General features: G+C 43.6%; 15 protein-coding genes. 5 read left to right on the forward strand and 10 right to left on the reverse strand.

The genetic code is table 11. From position 1 onward, the window contains the following. Nucleotides 1-39 precede the first annotated feature (39 nt). Nucleotides 40-1,053, forward strand: a complete 1,014-nt coding sequence (pta, locus tag ACPYIV_RS17710) for a phosphate acetyltransferase (RefSeq protein WP_293731889.1) — start codon at nt 40-42, stop codon at nt 1,051-1,053. Nucleotides 1,054-1,124: 71 nt separating this feature from the next. Further along, nucleotides 1,125-2,324, forward strand: coding sequence for an acetate/propionate family kinase (locus ACPYIV_RS17715; RefSeq protein WP_293731888.1), 1,200 nt, complete (start codon nt 1,125-1,127; stop codon nt 2,322-2,324). Between the two features lie 81 nt (nt 2,325-2,405). Here the strand turns inward: ACPYIV_RS17715 and ACPYIV_RS17720 are convergent, their stop codons facing one another. The 10 genes from ACPYIV_RS17720 to rsmA form a co-directional block, all read right to left on the reverse strand. Continuing rightward, entirely contained in the window at nt 2,406-3,023 is a 618-nt protein-coding gene (locus ACPYIV_RS17720) for a hypothetical protein (RefSeq protein WP_293731887.1), read from the reverse strand. After that, nucleotides 3,020-4,357 carry an AAA family ATPase gene (locus tag ACPYIV_RS17725; RefSeq protein WP_425884327.1) on the reverse strand — a complete coding sequence of 446 codons (1,338 nt, stop codon included), beginning with the start codon at nt 4,355-4,357 and terminating at the stop codon, nt 3,020-3,022. Before ACPYIV_RS17725 ends, ACPYIV_RS17720 begins: the two co-directional genes overlap by 4 nt. A 67-nt stretch (nt 4,358-4,424) precedes the next feature. Beyond that, a complete protein-coding gene (locus tag ACPYIV_RS17730) occupies nt 4,425-5,201 on the reverse strand; it encodes a UDP-2,3-diacylglucosamine diphosphatase (protein ID WP_425884329.1) in 777 nt (258 codons plus the stop codon). A gap of 41 nt (nt 5,202-5,242) precedes the next feature. Continuing rightward, nucleotides 5,243-5,560: an SUF system Fe-S cluster assembly protein gene (locus ACPYIV_RS17735; RefSeq protein WP_293731884.1), complete on the reverse strand. Its 318-nt coding sequence runs from the start codon at nt 5,558-5,560 to the stop codon at nt 5,243-5,245. Between the two features lie 136 nt (nt 5,561-5,696). Beyond that, nucleotides 5,697-6,377: a RadC family protein gene (radC, locus tag ACPYIV_RS17740; protein ID WP_293731883.1), complete on the reverse strand. Its 681-nt coding sequence runs from the start codon at nt 6,375-6,377 to the stop codon at nt 5,697-5,699. 74 nt (nt 6,378-6,451) lie between these two features. Further along, nucleotides 6,452-7,015, reverse strand: coding sequence for an elongation factor P (efp, locus tag ACPYIV_RS17745; protein ID WP_293731882.1), 564 nt, complete (start codon nt 7,013-7,015; stop codon nt 6,452-6,454). A 191-nt stretch (nt 7,016-7,206) separates the two neighbouring features. After that, the gene (locus tag ACPYIV_RS17750) at nt 7,207-7,905 is read right to left on the reverse strand and encodes an LrgB family protein (RefSeq protein WP_293731881.1); all 699 of its coding nucleotides are present in this window, start codon (nt 7,903-7,905) and stop codon (nt 7,207-7,209) included. After that, nucleotides 7,898-8,248 carry a CidA/LrgA family protein gene (locus ACPYIV_RS17755; protein ID WP_293731880.1) on the reverse strand — a complete coding sequence of 117 codons (351 nt, stop codon included), beginning with the start codon at nt 8,246-8,248 and terminating at the stop codon, nt 7,898-7,900. The genes ACPYIV_RS17750 and ACPYIV_RS17755 overlap by 8 nt, the downstream gene beginning before the upstream one ends. A 78-nt stretch (nt 8,249-8,326) precedes the next feature. Further along, nucleotides 8,327-9,676, reverse strand: a complete 1,350-nt coding sequence (gene mgtE, locus ACPYIV_RS17760) for a magnesium transporter (RefSeq protein ID WP_293731879.1) — start codon at nt 9,674-9,676, stop codon at nt 8,327-8,329. A 79-nt stretch (nt 9,677-9,755) separates the two neighbouring features. Continuing rightward, nucleotides 9,756-10,541, reverse strand: coding sequence for a 16S rRNA (adenine(1518)-N(6)/adenine(1519)-N(6))-dimethyltransferase RsmA (gene rsmA, locus ACPYIV_RS17765; RefSeq protein ID WP_293731878.1), 786 nt, complete (start codon nt 10,539-10,541; stop codon nt 9,756-9,758). A gap of 96 nt (nt 10,542-10,637) precedes the next feature. On the opposite strand from rsmA, the gene ACPYIV_RS17770 reads away from it, so the two are divergent. The 3 genes from ACPYIV_RS17770 (at nt 10,638) to ACPYIV_RS17780 (ending at nt 16,906) form a co-directional block, all read left to right on the forward strand. Next, on the forward strand, nt 10,638-11,645 hold the full coding sequence (locus tag ACPYIV_RS17770) for a lysylphosphatidylglycerol synthase transmembrane domain-containing protein (protein WP_293731877.1): 1,008 nt from the start codon (nt 10,638-10,640) through the stop codon (nt 11,643-11,645). Nucleotides 11,646-11,691: 46 nt separating this feature from the next. Next, a complete protein-coding gene (locus ACPYIV_RS17775; RefSeq protein WP_293739407.1) occupies nt 11,692-13,146 on the forward strand; it encodes an aminoacyl-histidine dipeptidase in 1,455 nt (484 codons plus the stop codon). Between the two features lie 769 nt (nt 13,147-13,915). Further along, nucleotides 13,916-16,906 carry a DUF6383 domain-containing protein gene (locus ACPYIV_RS17780; RefSeq protein ID WP_425884334.1) on the forward strand — a complete coding sequence of 997 codons (2,991 nt, stop codon included), beginning with the start codon at nt 13,916-13,918 and terminating at the stop codon, nt 16,904-16,906. Nucleotides 16,907-16,981 lie beyond the last annotated feature (75 nt).

A 16,981-nucleotide genomic window follows, 5' to 3' on the forward strand; every position in this document is an offset into this window, starting at 1 on the left:
ATATCTAACTAACAATATAATAAAAACAGATCTTCCGCTATGGACTTAATGCAAGAGATTATTGCACGCGCTAAAGCAAACAAACAGCGTATCGTTCTTCCTGAAGGAACAGAAGAAAGAACATTGAAAGCTGCCGACCGTTTAGTGGCCGACGAAGTTGCAGACATTATCCTGATTGGCAACCCCGCTGAAATCAACAGCCTGGCTGCACAATACGGGTTAAACCACATTGGACAAACTACTATTATCGATCCGAAGAATCACGAAAAGAAAGCCGCTTATGCAGACCTGCTTTTCCAGTTGCGCCAGAAAAAGGGTATGACTCCCGAAAAGGCTGCCGTTTTAGTAGAAGATCCTTTGTTTCTTGCCTGCCTGATGATTAAATCCGGCGATGCCGACGGTGAAATCGCAGGTGCACAGAACACGACTGGTAACGTGTTGCGTCCTGCTTTGCAGATCATCAAGACTGCTCCGGGTATGAGTTGCGTTTCAGGTGCGTTCCTTATGTTTACAAAAACTCCCCAGTATGGTAAAGATGGTGTTCTGGTGTTTGCCGACTGTGCCGTAATGCCGAATCCGACAGCTCCCGAACTGGCGAGCATCGCTATCGCTACGGCTGCTACAGCCCGCGATATCGTAGGTATGGAACCGCGTGTCGCCATGTTGAGTTTCTCTACAAAAGGCAGTGCCTCTCACGAGATGGTCGACAAGGTTGTCGAAGCTACCCGTCTGGCAAAAGAAATGGCTCCTGACCTGAAGGTTGACGGAGAGTTGCAGGCCGATGCCGCTTTGGTGGAAAAGGTCGCTTCATTGAAAGCTCCGGGCAGCGATGTCGCCGGACAGGCTAACGTTTTGGTATTCCCCACTCTGGAAGTTGGTAATATTGCTTACAAGCTGGTTCAGCGTTTAGGTGGTGCAGAAGCTGTAGGTCCTATCCTGCAGGGTATGGCTGCTCCGGTTAACGACCTGTCACGCGGTTGCTCCGTTGACGATATCTATAAGATGGTTGCGATTGCATGTAACCAGTCAATCGGTCTGAAAGCTGCAAAATAATATACATTCCCTGTAGAGACGCACGGCCGTGCGTCTCTACACAATAACATCCATATTTAAATCATTAAATCATGAAAGTATTAGTATTAAACTGCGGTAGCAGTTCTATCAAATATAAATTGTTCGATATGACATCCGGCGAAGTGATGGCACAGGGTGGTATCGAAAAGATCGGTCTGCCGGGTGCATTCCTGAAGCTGACTGACAAGGACGGTAAGAAAGTTGTTCTGGAAAAAGAGATGCCTGGCCATAAAGAAGGTATCGAATTTATCCTGAGTATCCTGACAGACAAGACATACGGTTGCATCAAGGAATATAATGAAATCGACGCTGTCGGCCACCGCGTGGTACATGGTGGTGAAAAGTTTGCTTCCAGCGTGAAGATCGACCAGGATGTGATCAACAAGGTAATCGAATGTTCAGACCTGGCTCCGCTGCATAACCCGGCTAACCTGAAGGGTATCGATGCGATGGAAACGCTGATTCCGGGTATTCCCCAGGTGGCTGTCTTCGATACGGCTTTCCACCAGACAATGCCGGCTAAGGCTTATATGTATGGTTTGCCCTACGAAATGTACACGAAATACGGTGTGCGTCGCTACGGTTTCCACGGAACAAGCCACCGCTATGTTTCCCGTCGTGCTTGTGAAATCCTGGGCGTCCCTTATGAAGAACAGAAGATTATTACGGCCCATGTCGGCAACGGTGGTTCCATTGCTGCCGTAGACCACGGCAAATGTGTCGATACTTCTATGGGGCTGACTCCGGTTGAAGGTCTGCTGATGGGTACTCGTTGCGGTGACGTAGATGCCGGCGCTCTTTCTTTCATTATGGATAAGGAAGGGTTGGATGGTCACGGCTTGTCGGATTTGATCAACAAGAAGAGCGGTGTTGCCGGTTTGGTAGGCGGTTCTTCCGACATGCGTGATTTGGAAAATGCGGTAGCAGCGGGAGACGAACGGGCCATTATGACATTGGACGTTTATAACTACCGTATCAAGAAATATATCGGTGCTTATGCTGCAGCTATGGGCGGTTGCGATATCCTGGTATGGACCGGTGGTGTCGGTGAAAACCAGTGGGCGACACGTCGTGTTGTTTGTGAAAACATGGAATATATGGGTATGAAGATCGACGTTGAAAAGAACGAAGGTATGCGCGGTGAAGAAATGGTCATCAGCACGCCGGACAGCAAGGTCACGATTATCGTGGTTCCGACAGACGAAGAATATATGATCGCTGCCGATACAATGGATATATTAGGTAAATAATAATTATTCTAATCCTCACAGCTTACAAAACATTAGGATTAGTGTTTAGACTGCTCCGACACCGGTTGGAGCAGTCTTTTTTTATAAAATGAAATGGTCAAAATCTTTGCAATAAATAAGGAATGGACCGGATATGTTGTATTCTGAAAATTTGTCGGAAGGGAATCGTTCTATTTGTTCTTCCGTAGCGTCCCATAGGTTAAGGCCAGATGAAAATGTTGCAAGAAATGTAAGGTTTTCTGCGAATTTTTCTAATGGATCATTTTCTGTAGAAATATCTGTAACGATTATATATTGTTTGGGTAGCGATTTGAATAGATGAGGATCGCTTATATTCGCTTTACTAACCAATATATCCAGGATGCTTAAACTATCTTGTAGCTTTTTTTCAAGTTTATATTTTGTGATTTGTTCTTTAATACCTTTCTGAGAAATATCATGCAGATGATATTCTAAATATTTTTTCCAACCTTTTATTTCAATAAAAAGAAGTTCTTCATTTTTATAAATAGCATCAACTGAGGCAAGTGGTTCTTGCCCTTTGCAGTATAAATCCTTTATATGATCAAAGTCGATGATTACAGTCTGGCTTCTGTGAGGACAAGCTATATTTACCTTACAAGGATTATGCAATTGGCAGATAGTTGATGTTTGTAACCAACCTAATGAATTGATGTAGTCTAATAATTGCTCTATCATTTCAGATTCATAATATGATTTAATGGTTCTGATAGTTTTTTGAATATCATATTTAAATTAGTAGTTACATCCTCTATGGTAGATAGATTTGATGTGTCATCATTTTCAGTCAGGTAGTATTTGACTAAGTCCTCGATTTGTTCCTGATGTGCAAAATAACGAACCCCCTGTATAAAATAGGGGCTATGTGAACTGACCATAACAGGAATCCCTTCTTTTACCATCTTGACAATTAATTGGGCACAATCTATTTGCCATTTCGGATGAAGATGGTTTTCAGGTTCATCAATGATTAACATTTTTCCAGAATTGATTTCGTCTGCATCTAACAGCAATTGGATAATTCCAAAAGTTTTGATTCCTGAGGCAACATTCATGGTTTGTAGTTTTAATTTCGTCCCATTTTTTGTCGTTGAAAAATAGAAATCTCTTAATGTTTTATCATATTTGAATTCTCCGCCTATGATGCGGGAAATTTCCCATTCTTTGGTGAATAAAGAGGGAGTCGGATATTTACTCACTTCCAATTTATTCATTAAGTCTTTGATATGAAAAGGAATGACAGGGGCAAAACGATATTCGTTACGCCCGCTAATAACATCAAACAAACTACGGCTTTTGGATAATAGATCGTTTAGTTGCAGATATAAAGGTGTTTCTAAAAAAGTTGCATCTCCTATTGGTAGATAAAAACTTTCGTCTTTAAAAGATTTGACAACCTGATTGTCTTGAATCGTAAAAAGACATTGTCCTGTCTCATCGGATAATGTGACAGACGACTGCTCCGTCCCTTCTGTACAAATGTTATGGATAAATTCAGAATCAATGGCTCTTTGGAAGGCGTCGTTCAGTAATATTGTTCCATTGTTGGACTTAAGAAGGGTATTATGTATTTCTGTTAAGTTGTTAAGAGCTTTCTCTTTTCCTATGTCTGAAATTCTGAGTTGCCGTATGATTGAATATTTCTGTTGTATGAATTTATCGAATTCAAGTCGGATAATAGGATTATCCATGTCGTTTATGAAAGGCTGAATGCTGTTCATGAAGCGAGGCGGAATAAATTCATCTCTCCCTATTTCTATTTCTCTTTCTTTTGTTGCTATAGAATATCCGGTGCGAGTATATCTATATATTCTGTCAATACATTCGCGAACGATACGGGTTTTGTATTTAAAAGAATCTCCTTCACTGCCTGATAAAGCTTTGATTGCACAGAACAAAGCTTTACCTGCTGTACTTTTACCAGAGTCGTTGATCCCGGTAATGACAGTTAAGCCGCCGACTTCAATTGAAGCATGCTTGATCTTGTTTATATTGGAGAGTTCAATTTGCATCGCCTTTTTATTTAATATATGATTATACAAATGTAAAGATAAATATTAGTAAAAACTAATTCTCTTTTTATTCCGTTTCGAACTGCTCCATACAGAGCGTTTCCCCGTCCCATACGATATAGGAGAAGTATTGCATCCAGTCGCCAGCGATCAGGAGCCGCGCAGTCCGCGAAAGCATCAGGTCGAGCATGATATGGCGGTGGCCGAAGATAAAGAAGTTGATGTCCGGATGTGTCTTGAGGTAATCTTTTGCAAAGAGGACCATATATTCATGGTCTTCTCCCTGGTATTCGGGAGCCTCCCTTGTCTTATGCTTTTTCAGTCCGCTTTTGCGGCTGTTGAGCGACCAGCCGAGAGCGAAACCGAATGTCCAGCGAGGATGGATGCCCGCGTACAGCCATTGGCAAAATCGATTGCGGAAAAGGGCACGGAGGAAACGGAACGCTTTGCTGCGATAGTCAACCTCGTCGCCGTGCCCGAGGAAGAACCGCTTGCCTAAAAGGTCTATGGTGAGCACATCCCGGTGGATAATAGCACCGATCTCCTTCGGCAGATAGTCGAACATCCAGATGTCGTGATTGCCGATAAAGATATGGATCTCCACTCCGTTGTCGGATAGCTCAGCTAATTTTCCGAGGAAGCGGACGAAGCCTTTCGGCACGACATATTTATATTCATACCAATAGTCGAATATATCTCCTAAGAAATAAATTGCCATCGCCTCGTCTTTGATGCTGTCTAACCAGCGTACCAGTCTCTTTTCGACAGCAAGCGGGTCTTTATGGAAACGGGCGCCCAGATGTGCGTCCGATGCAAAATATATTTTCTTTCGAAGGGAATTCATGTTTCTATCGGAAGGAGTTTGTTTTTTCTTTCGGATGTATATTAGAGGAAACCTAATTCCAGTTTGGCCTCTTCGGACATCATGTCCTTGTCCCATTCCGGCTCGAACACTAAGTTCACTTCTACGTTATTCACGCCTTCGACAGCCTCTATCTTCATCCGGACATCTTCCAGAATGAAATCGGCAGCAGGGCAGTTGGGGGCGGTGAGCGTCATGTCGATGAGGACATTCTTCTCGTCGTCTACCTCTATATTGTAGATCAAGCCAAGATCGTAGACGTTGACCGGTATTTCCGGGTCGTATACGGTTTTAAGCATGGCGACAATCGCTTCTTCTGTTTGGAGGAATTCGTTGTTCATCTTTCTTTAATTTGAATGCAAACTTAATAAATAATTGAGAATTGACAATTGACAACAGCCAATTAATAAGAGAACAACCCTAACTCCCCATTGTTCAACTCTTTCTCCCTCTCTTTAATTCCCTATTTCCCATTCTCTAAAGTTTCCCCTCATCCGAGTAACTGTAATAACTGCCGTCAGCCAGGACAATATGGTCTAACAGGTTAATTTCGACCAGACGGGCGGCATCCCGGAGGCGTTGTGTCAGTTGGTCGTCCTGCCGGCTGGGACGGGTGTTGCCCGAAGGATGGTTGTGGCAGACGACGATGCCTGTTGCAAGGGCATTGATCGCGGCTTTCAGGATCAGGCACAGGTCGGCGGATGTCTCGCTTATCCCGCCCTGGCTGATCTTGACCTTCTCGATTACCTGTAAAGAGCGGTTCATGAGTGCGATCCATAATTCTTCGTGGGGAAGATCGCAGAGCAGAGGGTGGAAGAGCTGGTAAGCGTCTTTACTGGCGTGGATGGTCGGACGTTGAACAGGTGTACTGTTGCCGCGCCGTTTCCCAAGCTCGAGAGCGGCATTGATTATGATCGCTTTGACTTTTCCGATGCCTTTAAACTTAGACATCAGCTCTTTGACGGATAATTTGCCTAAGGCATTCAGATTATTATTGACGGAACCCAGAATACGTTGTGACAGTTGGACTGCGGTTTCCTGGCTGTTGCCGGAACCGATCAGGATGGCAAGTAATTCGGCATCGCTAAGGGAAGCAATACCTTTCAATAACATTTTTTCGCGCGGGCGGTCTTCTTCTGCCCATTCTTTTATTTTCATAGCAAGACTTTGTTAGTTGAAAGTGGAAAGTTGAAAGTTGAAAGTGAACCAACACCTTTCCACTTTCAACTGTTTTACCGGATACGTCCTACATAAGAACCGTCCTGTGTATTGATTTCGATGATTTCACCTTCTTCAATGAACAACGGGACGCGTACTTCGGCACCTGATTCTACTGTAGCAGGTTTCAAAGTGTTGGTTGCTGTATCGCCTTTGATGCCCGGTTCGGTATAAGTTACTTTCAACTGTACTTTTACAGGCATATCAGCGAATAAAACAGTATCTGTTGAAGCGTCTGAAACAACGTCTACTATCTGACCTTCGATCATGAAGTCTACACCATTGATCAGATCTTTGTCGATGATAACATCATCAAACGTTTCCTGGTTCATGAAGTGATAGTGTTCGCCTTCCTGATATGTATATTGGTACGGGCGACGTTCTACGCGTACGTCTTCCAGTTTTTCACCGATGTTGAAACGACGTTCGATCTGACCGCCTTTTACAACATCTTTCAGGGTTGTACGCATAATCGTGTTACCTTTTCCCGGTTTTACGTGAAGAAAATCGACGCAGAAATAGAGTTTACCGTCCAGACGGATACATGTTCCTTTCTTGATGTCCTGTGAATTAATCATACTAATGTGTTTTATATTATATTGTTAATTTATCTCGTGATGGATTTCGGGTGCAAAAGTAGTGTTTTCCTCTTAAAGTAGCAATAAACTTCTGCATTTTTATTTAGAAATAGGTTGCAAATCAGTTTGATAAGCAGAGGGTATACGGAGGCAAAATGCGATCCCTGCTCAAGTCCGGGATGACAGGCAAACTAAAAGAGCGAGATAATAAAACTGATAACCGGGACAAGAATAGCCGTCATGATCCCCATCAATCCGATGGCAAGCCCGCTCAAAGCCCCTTCCACCGCACCGATCTGGATCGCAACGGAAGTACCGACACCGTGTGAAGAAGCACCAAGTGCCAGCCCTTTTGCTATACGGCTTTCAATGCCTAACACTTTCATTACGAACGGCCCGACAATGCTGCCGAATATCCCGACCGCTACCACGATAACGGCTGTCAAGGAAGGAATGCCGCCGGATTTCTCAGCAATGCCCATCGCAATCGGTGTTGTGACCGACTTCGGTTCGAGCGTGGCGACCAACGCGGCATCTGCTCCCATCAGCTTACCGATCGCTATAACGCTGACAATCCCCACAATCGCACCGACAAAGACGGACGTCAGGATTGAAATCACATTCCCTTTCAGATATTGGATCTGTTCATACAGTACATATCCCAGCGCCACGACCGACGGCCCCAGCAGGAAATGGATCAGGTGGCTGCCTTTCTGAAACGACTCGTATTCGATATCCATCGCTTTCAGGACAACAATAATGACTAATATGGAGGTGATAAGCGGATGCAGCAAACTGATACGCGTCTTTCTGTACAAAGCCAAAGATGCCAGATAAGTGCCGATTACCAAAGTCAGGGAGAATACTTCCGATTGCGCCAGGTTATTCATGTCCGTCCGTCTCCTTTCCTAACTTTTGCTGGATGAGCGCCACACTGGCAATTACGAGTATGGTGCTGACTACTGAAGCTGTTACGATCACAACCCAATACTGGGAGATAATGCCGAGCGAATTCATCAATCCCACACCTGCCGGCAGGAAAAACAACCCCATGTTTTCGGTTAGGAGCGTGGAGAGCTTCTTTACTTTATTTGGTTTGACCACCTTAAATAGCAGCGCCAGGAACAACAACACCATTCCAATTACGCTACCCGGAATAAATCCGTCGATAAAATAACTGACAAACTCTCCTGTAAAATAGAAGAAGAGGATGTAAAATGCTTCTATTAGCATATTCTTACTGTCTTTTAGATAACCGCTGCAAAGATAACACCTTTGCGGAAAATATGTTCTACAGCATATAATATTTAACTATCCGGCCAATGCAGACGCAATGAACATATAGATCATCATACCGATAATGTCGTTTGTAATCGTGATAAACGGTCCCGTAGCTAACGCCGGATCGATCTTCAGTTTATCGAGTGTCATGGGAACCAGCGTCCCGAAAATACTGGCGAACATCACGACCGCAAACAGGCTTAAGGACACGGAAGCGGTGATACCTCTGTCGCCTAACATAAAGAAATTATAAATAAATACGACTAAACTGATAATACTGGCGTTAATCAGCGAAACGACAGATTCTTTCAGTATCTGGGGCAGGATGTTTCCTTCCTTCAAACTGTTGTTTGCCAAACCTTGCACCACAATGGCGGAAGACTGGATACCCACATTCCCACCTGTCCCGCCGATCAGCGGGATAAACAGTGCCATCTTGGGGTTGACGGCAAAGTTTCCTTCGAAATTGCCTAAAATCAGGGAGTTCCCGATACCGCCGATCATACCGATCAGCAACCAGGGAAGGCGGGCGGCCGTTTGGGTGAAGACGTTGTCCGAAGTTTCCACGTCTTGCGAGATACCGGAAGCCAACTGGTAGTCACGTTCGTGCTGTTCGCGTACTTCGTCCATAACGTCGTCGATGGTGATACGTCCGACGAGGCGCCCGATACTGTCGATGACCGGCAGGGCGACCAGGTCATATTTCTCGATCGTCTCGGTCACTTCTTCGATACTGTCGCTGTCGCGGACAGAGATCGGGTCTTTCTTCATCACGTGTTTGATCTTTGAGACGGAAGGATTGGTGATCAGTTTCTGGAGTTGGAGCACTCCGCGCAGGCGTTCGTCGTCGTCTACTACGTATACATAATAGATTTCATCCATGTCTTCGGCTTGCTTGCGCATCTCGTCGATACACTTGGGCATACTCCAATTCTCGTTCACCACGATCATTTCGGTACCCATCAAACCGCCGGCGGTATCTTCGTCGTATTTCAACAGGTCGACGATATCGCCCGCCTGCTCAACGTCTTCGATGTGCGAAAGAATCTCTTCCTGGGTATCTTCGTCCAACTCACGCATCAGGTCTACAGCGTCGTCGGTCTCCATGTTATCCACGAAGCGTTTGGCAATCAGTTCGTTCGGGAGTTCCTTCAGTAACTTGTGACGGTCTTCCTCGTCCAGTTCCATCAAGACATCCGCTGCCTTTTCGCCATCCATCAGCAGATAGAGGTAGATCGCCTCTTGCAGACTAAGTTCCTGATACAGTTCGGCTATATCCGCCGGATAGAGTTCGTTCAGTATCTCCTTAATCTTTGTGTCATCCTTTTCGGTGATGATGTCTTTCAGATTGTCTATATAATCTTTCGTCAGTTCAATCATTTTGGGAGAATTTATGATTTATGATTTATGATTTATGAAACAATACACGTTCCATAAGTTATAAATCATAAATCTGAAATCATAAATCGTTTACGTTTCGTTCCGTTATCAGCGTCAGTTCCACGAATTGCTCTACGGATAGCTGTTCCGGTCGTTTGTCGAAGATCGGGAGCGAATAGTCGGGACAATCCTTGCCCAACAGGGGCTTCATCGAGTTACGCAATGTTTTGCGGCGTTGGTTGAATGAAGTCTTGACAACCGTCTTGAAAAGCTTCTCGTCGCATCCCAACGTTTTCCGGTCATTCCGCACCATCCGTATCACCGCGCTCTTGACCTTTGGAGGCGGGTCGAACACTTTTTCACTGACCGTAAACAGATATTCCACTTCGTACCAGGCTTGCAACAGGACGCTCAGGATGCCGTATGTCTTACTGCCCGGACCGGCGGCAAGGCGTTCGGCTACTTCTTTTTGTATCATGCCTGAACAGCAAGGAATATGTTCCTTATAATCGAGCACTTTGAAAAATATCTGGCTGGATATATTATAAGGATAATTACCGATCACGCAAAACTGGTCCGGAAACAACCGGCTGAGATCCAGGCGCAAAAAGTCTTCCGCCAGAATCTTGCCTTCCAGGGCGGGAAAGTTCTGTTCTAAGTAATCGACCGATTCCATATCCAGTTCCACTACTGTCAGATCGTGTCCTTTTTCTAATAAGAATTGGGTGAGGACGCCCATGCCCGGGCCTATTTCCAGTACAGGCAATTGCTTGTAATCGGACAATGTATCTGCAATACGTTCAGCTATTTGCAGATCTTTCAGGAAATGCTGTCCTAGCGCTTTCTTTGGCTTAACTAATCTCATCCACTTCTTTGGTGTAATGTGTTCGTATTTAAATATAATGCTTATCTTTGCAGACGTACAAAAATACAACAAATAATTTAAAGTCATCTACGCATAATGGATTTTAAAACAATTCTACGCACGTTTCTTAAGATCATTCTCCCGCTTGCTTTCGGTTGTTTACTACTCTGGTATCTGTACAGTAAGATGGATATCGGCGAGATCTGGAATGTAATTCGTAAAGGCGTCCGCTACGACATCATTCTTTTTTCGCTTTTGTTCGGTTTGGGAGCCAATATAATCCGGGGACTGCGTTGGGGATTGCTGATCCGCTCGTTGGGTGATAAGGTGAAGACTAATAACGTGATTTACGCCGTGTTGGGAAATTACGCCGTGAACCTTGTGCTGCCTCGTGTGGGCGAAGTCTGGCGTTGCGGGGTGATAACCAAGTATGATAAGATCCCGTTTACCCGCTTGTTGGGTACGTTGCTGATCGACCGTGTGAGCGATACCATTATGGTCGGACTGATCACGATGTCTATCATTATCTTCAATTTTGATTTCTTCCGTAGCTTCTTTGCGAAGAACCCGGCATTGCTGGATGGCTTCCAGTCTATGTTCAATTCGATATGGATTTACGTGGCAGGCGTAATTTTTATCGCCGGAATTTGGTTTATATTCACATATATGAGTAACTTTACGCTGGTCAAGAAAGCAAAGTCGATGTTGCAGAACGTTTGGGACGGAATGAAGAGTATCTGGCTGATGAAGCGTAAAGGTCTTTTTGTGATTCAAACCTTGTCGATCTGGACAGGTTATTTCCTCTATTTCTACATCACTTTCTATGCATTCGACTTTACCCGTGACCTGGGCGTGACGGTCGGTCTGATCGCTTTTACAATGAGCAGTATCGCCGTGGCAGTACCCGTCCAGGGAGGTATCGGCCCGTGGCACTTTATGGTGATCGCCACTCTGATGTGCTTCGGGGTAAAGGAAACCGATGCGGCAGCTTTCGCACTGGTAGTCCATACGGTGCAAACCGCATGGCTCGGATTGACCGGTTTGTTTGGCGTGGTGGCTTTGCCCTTCACGAACAAGGAAGTGCCGGTCGCTGTTAATGAATAATACTATTGCATAAAAATAAAAGTAGCACAAATTAAATTTAACTTCTATGTCAGCAGAAATCAAAAATCTTTCTCCGCAGCCAGTCTGGGGTTATTTCTATGACCTTACGCAAATTCCTCGTCCTACCGGACATATGGAGGCTGTAACCCGTTTTATGGTAGCTTTTGGTAAAGGATTGGGATTGGAAACCTTGCAGGACGAAGTGGGAAACGTTTTGATTCGTAAACCGGCTTCTCCGGGAATGGAAGGACACAAGACCGTGACCATGCAGTCCCACCTCGATATGGTTCCGCAGAAGAACTCTTCAGTAAAACATGATTTTCTAACCGATCCGATCGATGCTTATATAGATGGAGATTGGGTGAAAGCCCGCGAAACGACATTGGGAGCCGATAACGGCATGGGCGCCGCTTTTGCTATGGCTGTCCTGGCAGACAAGACATTGAAGCATGGTCCGCTGGAAGCTCTTTTCACCATTAATGAAGAAGTCGGAATGGATGGGGCGGTCGGTCTGAAGCCGGGTTTCCTGAAAGGGGAAATCTTGTTGAACTGTGATTCGGAAGAAGAAGGTGAGCTGTTTGTCGGCTGTGCCGGTGGTGCCGATCTGAATGTCTCCATGCAGTTTAAGGAAGATACCTATATCCCTGAAGGCGACGTGGCAGTGAAGGTCAGTCTGACAGGCCTGAAAGGCGGCCACTCGGGCGTGGATATTCATTTGGGACGCGCGAATGCGAATAAGTTGATATTCCGTTTCCTGAAAGAAGCGGTACGCGACTATGGGGTTCGCTTGTCATCTATCGAGGGCGGTTCGTTGCGCAATGCGATCCCGCGTGAAGCGTTTGCTATCATAACAATTCCGGGTGATAATGTGGAAGCCCTTTGGGAACTTGTCTCCGATTATCAGGAAATGTACCGTTCCGAATATAAAGGTATTGAAAACGGCATTCATTTCGTGGCCGAAATGACCGAAATGCCGGCAACTCTCATTCCGGAAGAGATTCAGGATGATCTGATCAACGCGATAGAGGGCTGTCAGAATGGTGTGATCAGTATGTTGATGGATTTTCCCGGCACGGTCGAATCGTCGACAAACCTGGCAATTGTAAAGTCCTCGAACGAAATGATTGAGATTCAGATTTTGGTTCGCAGTTCGTCCGAGAGCCGCAAGGAAGCTGTTTGTTCGAGCCTGGAAAGCGTATTTTCACTGGCAGGTGCCAAAGTTGAATACGATGGCGGTTATGGCGGTTGGCAGCCGAATATCGATTCGCCGATCCTGAAGATTATGCAGCAGGCTTATCTGGACCTGTATGGAAAGAAACCGGAAGCAAAGGTTATGCATGCCGGCTTGGAATGCGGCATTATCCAGGAATCCTATCCGAATATGGACATGATCTCTATCGGCCCGGATCTGCAGCATCCGCATTCTCCTGACGAGCGCGTAAGCATTCCGTCTGTTGCCCGTACGTGGGACTTTATTGTTACGACGCTTGCGAGAATCTGATTTGTATTATACCTAATATAAAATAGAGAAGCCTCCGGTGAACGCAATCACCGGAGGCTTTTTTTATTTCCCATTCGATGTTTTCCGATTTTCTATGCAATGTATGTCTGTTTTTATGTAAGTGTAATTTGTTTTTGACGACGTCGGGAATATATTTGACGTTGTCGAGTATTTATACGACATCGTCGTGTATATTTTCGACGTTGTCGAAAACAGATTAGATGCAAGTGAAATTTATATTCCTTGCTGAATGCGAAGGTAATAAGTCGGCTAAAAACAATTGTCGGACGGCTTTTTTTGCCCGTTTTTTCAAAAATGCTCTTTTTGACGGTTTGAGGTTTTCGTAATAGCTTGATTATTAGATGTGCTTAATATATGCAATTGTACGCGCGTACCTATATTTATGGGGGTAAAATCGGACTAAAATGCGTGGGTAATTAGTTGTGCATTAATGAGATATGCCCTGAAAACAAAATGACTAAAAAAAACGTACGTTTTTTTTAGTCATTTTTCAGCTACAAAAATACAACTACTTTTTAAACCTGCAATTCTTTCTTCAAAGATTTTTTCTTTTCTATATTCTTTCTTATCAATTAGATAGCTTAGCAAGGACGAAAAACCTTCTTTTTGGCACAAACCCTCTGATCCCTCCCGAAAAATGACTAAAAAAAACGTACGTTTTCATTAGTCATTTTGGAGGACGGTCCCATGAAGGGACAAAAGAACTGAATTTCATTATATATAGTATTATTAATTAAATTATTAGATTATGAACAAAAAGTTTTCTACTCTTGTAGCAGCATGCTTATTGCTCTCTGGTTTCGCGAATGCAACGAATCCTGACGATGCTCCGAAAGGTGCTGTGAAAGCTGAAACTGTAGCAACTGGCAATTATTACCACATTGGTGCTTCTACAGGTGCTACAAATGTATTCCTTACCATTAAAAAGACGGATGATGGTTTTGCTCTGGTAAAAAAAGGTCTTGAATCTGGTGATTTGTTGACTGCATCTACTGACTCAGCTTTGTGGGAACCGACAGTGATTAAATCACAGGCTCCTTCTGCTCCTGTTTATACTTTTAAGAATAAGTACACAGGAAAAATCTTAGCAGTAAAGTATGCTGGCGATAACAAAGATCAAACGGCTATCTTGGTTGATCCTGCAACAGAAGGTGCATTCTCTGAATTTACATGGGATTATAATGGAACTGACTCCGCGTTAGTTGCTTATGATGCTCAGAACAAACCTTATGTATTGGATTTCTCAGGGGCAACTACCGGTGGTGTAGTAAAATTTGTAAAAGGTAAAAGCGCAAATTTGAACGGAATGGGTGTTAAGCCTTTTAACCCTGCAGAGATTTACATGACAGCAGAAATGCTGAATGCAGAATTAGGAGGAAAATCTTTCAAACTGAATGTCTTAGGTACTTATACAGATAAGACTAAGGATCCTTTGATTGGTGAATTTATTGCTCAGGATGCGAATGCTTTAGGAACTTCTCCTTCTTTAAATTATCCTGGTGTTTATTTACAAGCAAAAGATAAAAGCATAGATCGTAAAGTTAAAGATGCTGATGGTAATTATCTGAAGAATAATAATGTTTTTTTAGTTGTTGATACTGTATTTGTCGATGGTTTTGGTCGTGTAGACTCTATTAACGCAAAGGGGCTGCGGATGGCATTAGATACTATCAACTCAACTCATGCCGTTTGGTCCTCTCCAGCTGCTTGGACTACAGATTCTGTCGCAGCTGGTAGACAACCGGCTAACTATCGTTTCTTTATTTATAAAAACATTGGAAAGGTTGCTTCTGACTCTTTGATTGTAAAAGTTGATACCATACCTTCTATTGGTGTAAGTGGTAATTCTTTCTCACAGGGTATTAACCATGCTTCTGCTCCTGGCGCTGGTTATTTGGCTAATTATGTAATTGGTACAGGTAATACTCCTGTTCTGACTCCGCTTGATTCTTCTTATTTAGTATCTCAGCCTAAATACCAGTTGCCATTTATTACTTTAGGTGAAGGAACAAAAGCTAATTTGCCGGAAGGTATCTACTCTATTCAGCAGAAAAATGGCGGCTTCTATCAAGCTGCTTTAGTTAAGGCTGGTGCCGTTGCTGAATATGATTCTCTTGGTACTGCTGTTTGTAAGGAAGTTCCTTATTCTCAGTGGAGACTTTCTGGTTCAAATGGACGTTATAGCATTGTAAACCGTGAAAATGGCGTTGTATTCAAGAATTATCAACAGGTAATGACTCTTTATACAACAGATAAAGAAAATGAATACAAATATGGTGACGAAACATTGATTATTAAACCGATCGCTGATGTAGATGAAGATGATGCTTACTTAGGTTACAAGCATTTTACTGCTGAAGAATTGGATAATTTAGCTGTCCGTTTGCGTTTCACTGCATTTGGCGGTGTTGAAAACTTATATGTAGTTGGTAATAGAGCAGACTCATTGCTTCATGTTCGTCAGGTTGCAGATGTGGAAGATGCTATCGAATTCAAACTTGTAGCTGTAAAAGATAAAGATGGGAAAGCTAAAGATGTTAAATATAACACTTCTGAAGGTTTGAGTCGTCGCGCTTATCAGCTGATGGTCAATAATTACGGAGATAATAGCGTTAGAGAATATTTAGTTTGGGATGGTGATAATTCTGCATTTGCGTTGAGTGATTTTGAAGATCGTGGTGATGGTGCTGTTGCCGATAGCGCTGCTGTTGCTGTTATCTTCCGTCAGAATTGTGAAGGGGCATATCAGATACTTCCTGTTGATACAGCTATGATTGGTGTAAATCATTCTGGTTTTAAAGCAGATAGTTTGTGGGCAAATGGAACCCAGTTGACTGTAATAGGCTCTAATGATTTATTGGTTGGTTCTGATGTAAAGGGCTTACCTACCGGATATTTTGTATTGGATATTCCAGAAGCTCCGAAATATGCAACAGTAGAAACAGGCCATTATAGAGTACAGTCCGTAAATAATACATCTTTGGCTATTACTACGAATGCTGATGGTGCAGCAGTATTGCGCGGTGTCGGTGAGTCAATGCTGAAGTCAGACCCTGCTTATGCTGCAAATAACTTCGTGTTATATATTGATTCAGCTTGTACACATAATGCTGCAATGCCGACATATTATATTTCTACAACTCAGGCTACAGCAGGTACATTGACTCCAGAAGATTCTATTGCTGGTGCCCGTTATTATATGATGAATACTTTGGCAAGAGATGGCAAAGCAAATGCTGAAAAACTTGTATTTGCTAAAGCTAAACAGCCGTTTGAAACAGGTGATACTTTGGTTGTAGCTCCTTATGCAAAGACTGACACAATGGTAATTGGAGGTAAAGATGGTGCTCAGAACCGTGCAGCATTTGCATTCCAGACTACAGCTAATTCGGGTGAATATAAGATTCAGAATGTCGCAACCGGTGAGTATGTAAAACAGGTTAATACTGTTATATCTTTGGCTACAGGTTATGCCAATGGTAATAACTTTACATTGGAAGTTCAGGATACACCGACTTCTAACGAGGGTGTTGCCATTTCTGAAGTAGCTGTTATCGCTGGTGAAGGTCAGGTAACAATTGCTAACGCTGCTGGTAAGAAAGTGGTTATCACTAACATCTTAGGCCAGACAGTTGCTAACACTGTTATCACTTCCGACAATGCAATAATCGCTGCTCCTCAGGGTGTAGTCGTAGTAGCTGTTGAAGGTGAAGAAGCTGTTAAAGCTATCGTTAAATAATAAGGATATTATGTAGGGGCGGGGCTTGCTTCGCCTCTCTTAATTAATATAATTCTAAAATTTACCGTGTGCACC

The organism is Parabacteroides vesiculifaciens (genome assembly GCF_049860805.1).
Lineage (GTDB): Bacteria > Bacteroidota > Bacteroidia > Bacteroidales > Tannerellaceae > Parabacteroides.